2 protein-coding genes are annotated in these 3,910 nt (G+C 41.9%); one reads left to right on the forward strand and one right to left on the reverse strand.

Annotated features, from left to right (window positions below; all coding sequences use genetic code 11):
• Window positions 1–60: 60 nt before the first annotated feature.
• A complete protein-coding gene (locus tag CWB85_RS00710; RefSeq protein ID WP_138553797.1) occupies window positions 61–1,446 on the reverse strand; it encodes an MBL fold metallo-hydrolase RNA specificity domain-containing protein in 1,386 nt (461 codons plus the stop codon).
• Window positions 1,447–1,673: 227 nt separating this feature from the next.
• Between CWB85_RS00710 and CWB85_RS00715 the strand changes: the two genes are divergently transcribed.
• Window positions 1,674–3,746: a M13 family metallopeptidase gene (locus CWB85_RS00715; protein ID WP_138553798.1), complete on the forward strand. Its 2,073-nt coding sequence runs from the start codon at window positions 1,674–1,676 to the stop codon at window positions 3,744–3,746.
• The last annotated feature ends 164 nt before the right edge of the window (window positions 3,747–3,910 follow it).

Genomic DNA, 3,910 nt, shown 5'->3' on the forward strand with positions numbered 1-3,910 from the left:
AAACCCGAAACCCGAAACCCGCAACCCGAAGCCCGTAACTCGTAGCCCGTAACCCGTAACTCAAAGCCCGTCACTTAACTGTGCTATTTCAATTTCAGTCCCTTCTCCTAGAATCTCTTTATATTTCTGTGCTAATGCTTGTTTTGCATTTTCGTCACCGTGAACAATTTTTATTAATGTTGGCTTTTTACGCATGCCGGTTACGAATTTAATTAAACCATTTTGATCTGCGTGGGCGCTGTAGCCGCTGATAGTGTGTATTGCTGCGTTAATGGTGATCTTGCGATCGTTTATATGAACATAACCATTACTTGGGCCGTAGGTTTGAATGTCGCGGCCAAGCGTACCGCGGCCTTGGTAACCTACAAAAATGACATCGGTGGTTTTATCGGGCAAAAAGCGCTCTAAATAATTGACGATTCGACCGCCGGTGCACATGCCGCTGGCGGCAATAATAATGGCTGGTTGTTTGCGGTTACTTAAATAATTAATAACGGCGATATGCTCTTTATGGCTGTCAATGGTATGTAGTTGTGCAAAGTTTAATGGATGACGCCCCTTGGCTAGGCGCTTTTTGGCTTCATCATCCCATAATGTTTTGAAATTACGGTATTCAACAGTAAAGTTAGCCGCCATGGGAGAGTCAACTATCACCTCTAAATTGCGCCAAGGTGAGTTTTTAGCAGCGCTATGAATTATTTGCTCTAGTTCATATAGCAGCTCTTGGGTACGGCCAATGCTAAAAGCGGGTACTAACACAACGCCGTTGTCGGCCACGGCTTTTTCAATGACTGTTTTTAGAGTTTGTGTACGTTCTTTTCGGCCTTGATGGTTTTTATCACCATAGGTTGATTCGATCACTAATGTGTCTGCTTTATAAGGTGCTTTTGGTGACGGCAACAATGGAGTGTGTGGGGCGCCTAAATCTCCAGAGAAAACAACTCTATGTGTGTTTGGTTTTTTACCTATATCAATCTCAACATAAGCTGAGCCTAAAATATGCCCCGCGCGTTGTAAGCGGGCTTTTGCGGTTGGCTCGTTGTGGTTACTGGGTAAATAAAACCAGTTATTAAATGCGACAGCGGTTATGCGCTTATTGAGTAGGCTTAAACAGGCGTTGATAATTTTTTGATCCCGCGTTACGCCAACTTTAAGTGCATCTTCAATAACTAAGGGTAATAAACTGGCCGATGCTTGTGAGGTAAAAATAGGGCCTGCAAAACCAGCAGCGAATAAATAAGGAATGCGGCCAACATGATCAATATGGCAATGTGTAACAATAAGCGCTGTAATTGTTGATATATCAAAGTCGATAGCCAAACTTGGCCCTGAATCTTCACCTTGAAATAACCCGCAGTCAATCAATACCGCTGAGTGTTGCTCGTAGTCTAGCTGGTGGCAAGAGCCTGTAACTCCGTTCACCGCTCCATGGTGGATAATTTTCATCGTCGTCCTTATTTTAATTATATAAATTAGAAACAAGGTTAGGGTAAAACGAGCAAAATTAAAAGCTAAGCTCGCGCTTACAAACTTTGTTACATATTTAAAACGTCTGTTTTGGCTTATCGGTTTATTGTTGCATTGAACAGGTTTAAGATGGGCTACCGAATATTCTAGTTCAATACTTTTTTAGTGGCTGAATATTCAAACGATAACTAACAAACGAGACAATCATGAAAAAAGTAACGCTTACTGCAGCAAGTATTGCACTTGCTTTGGGGTTAGTCGGCTGCGGCGATAAACAAGAAACCACAAAAAAAATCGAAGTCGCTCAAGTTAGCGCACCTACAACGCAGCTTAATTCAGGTATTGAATTAGCAAATATGGACAAGTCGGTCCGTGCTCAAGACGATTTTTACTATCACGTAAATGGCCAATGGTTAGCTAGTACCGAAATCCCAGGCGATAAGTCTAATTATGGTTCGTTCTCACAGTTATACGATGATTCGCAACAAGCAATGAAAATTGTGCTTGAAAAAGCGGCTGCAAATACCGCAGTTAAAGAGGGCACTGATGAGTATAAATTAGGTGCATTCTTTAAAAGCTACATGAATGAAGCAAAACGTAATGAGCTAGGCATTACCCCGTTAAATGCGCCTTTAGCTGCAATTGATGACGTAAAAAATAAGTCAGATTTAGTGGCGCTTATGGCTAAAATTCGCATGCAAGGCGGTGCCGTGCCATTTGGTTGGTATGTAAATAACGATGCTAAAAATTCTAGCGAAAATGCCTTATATGCTTATCAATCAGGTTTGGGTTTACCTGATCGTGACTATTACTTAAAAGATGACGAAAAGTTCACTAAGATCCGTGCGCAGTATCAAGTTTACGTGACTGATATTTTAACCCACGCTGGTGTTAAAAATGCAGACGAAGCTGCCAAAGCTATTATTGCCCTAGAGACTAGCATTGCCGAAGCACAGTGGACGCGTGTTGAAAGCCGTGATGCAACCAAGTCTTACAATAAAATGAGCGTTGTTGACGCAAGCAAGTTAACCGGTGAGTTTGACCTTGTTGAATACTTTAAAGCGTCAGGCGTGAATACTGCCGACATTATTGTTAGCCAACCGAGCTACTTTGAAAAATTTGCAGATATCTATAAAACAACAGACTTGGCAACGTGGCAACAGTATTTAAAATTCCACCTAGTAAGCAACTATGCCGGTGTGCTAGATAAAGAATTGGTTGATTTAAACTTTAATTTTTATAGCACCACATTACGTGGTGTAAAAGAGCAAGCGCCACTTTGGAAGCAAGCTGTTGATGCTTCTAACGCAGTATTAGGCGAGATTTTAGGTAAAGTTTACGTTAAAGAAAACTTTCCACCAGAAGCGAAAGCTCGCATGGAAGAGTTAGTTGATAACGTGATCAAAGGCTACGCTGTAGCAATTGAAAACCTAGAATGGATGAGCCCTGAAACTAAGCTTGCCGCGAAAGAAAAACTCGACAAGTTTACGCCAAAAATTGGTTACCCAGATAACTGGAAAGACTATTCACAGTTAAGCATTAATGCCGATGATTTGGTCGGTAATTATATTCGCCACAGTGAGTGGGCTTATGCGGATATGATCGACAAGTTAGGTAAGCCAGTTGATCGCTCTGAGTGGCACATGACACCACAAACAGTAAATGCTTACTACAACCCTGTGAATAACGAAATAGTATTCCCTGCGGCAATTTTACAACCGCCATTTTTTAACTTAGAAGCTGATGATGCGGTTAACTACGGTGCCATTGGTGCAGTAATTGGCCATGAATTGGGCCATGGTTTTGATGACCAAGGTGCTAAGTATGATGGTGACGGCAATTTACGTGACTGGTGGAGCGAGTCAGACCTTAAGCAGTTTGAAGAACGTACAGGGCAGTTAGTGGCGCAGTACAACGAGTACAAACCATTCGAAGATGCCAGCGTTAATGGCCAACTTACGTTAGGTGAAAATATTGGTGATTTAGGTGGCTTAACGGTTGCTTATACTGCATACCAATTATCACTTGGCGATGGTAAAGCACCAGTGATTGATGGCTACACTGGCGAGCAACGCTTTTTTATGGGCTGGTCGCAAATTTGGCGCCGTAAATATCGTGATGAAGAGCTACGTAACCGCTTAATGACAGACCCTCATTCACCTAGTCATTACCGCGTAATTGGGATTTTGTCGAATATGCCGGAGTTTTACCAAGCGTTTGATGTAAAAGAAGGCGACAAAATGTATATCGCCCCAGCAGAGCGTGTAAAAATTTGGTAATTAATTTTTAATGTATAAAAAACGGTGGCTCAGGCCACCGTTTTTGTTAGAGATTAGAGATTAGAAGTTAGAGGTTAGAGATTAGAGATTAGAGATTAGAGGTTAGAGATTAGAGGTTAGAGATTAGAGGTTAGGGGGTAGGTGTCTTGGGTTTTGTGGGAATG

Source organism: Pseudoalteromonas sp. S1727 (genome assembly GCF_005886375.1).
In the GTDB taxonomy this organism is placed as follows: Bacteria; Pseudomonadota; Gammaproteobacteria; order Enterobacterales; family Alteromonadaceae; genus Pseudoalteromonas; species Pseudoalteromonas haloplanktis.

Coding starts and splice junctions, on each gene's coding strand:
- CWB85_RS00710 (WP_138553797.1), bottom strand. CDS start 1,446: ATGAAAATTATCCACCATGGAGCGGTGAACGGAGTTACAGGCTCTTGC.
- CWB85_RS00715 (WP_138553798.1), top strand. CDS start 1,674: ATGAAAAAAGTAACGCTTACTGCAGCAAGTATTGCACTTGCTTTGGGG.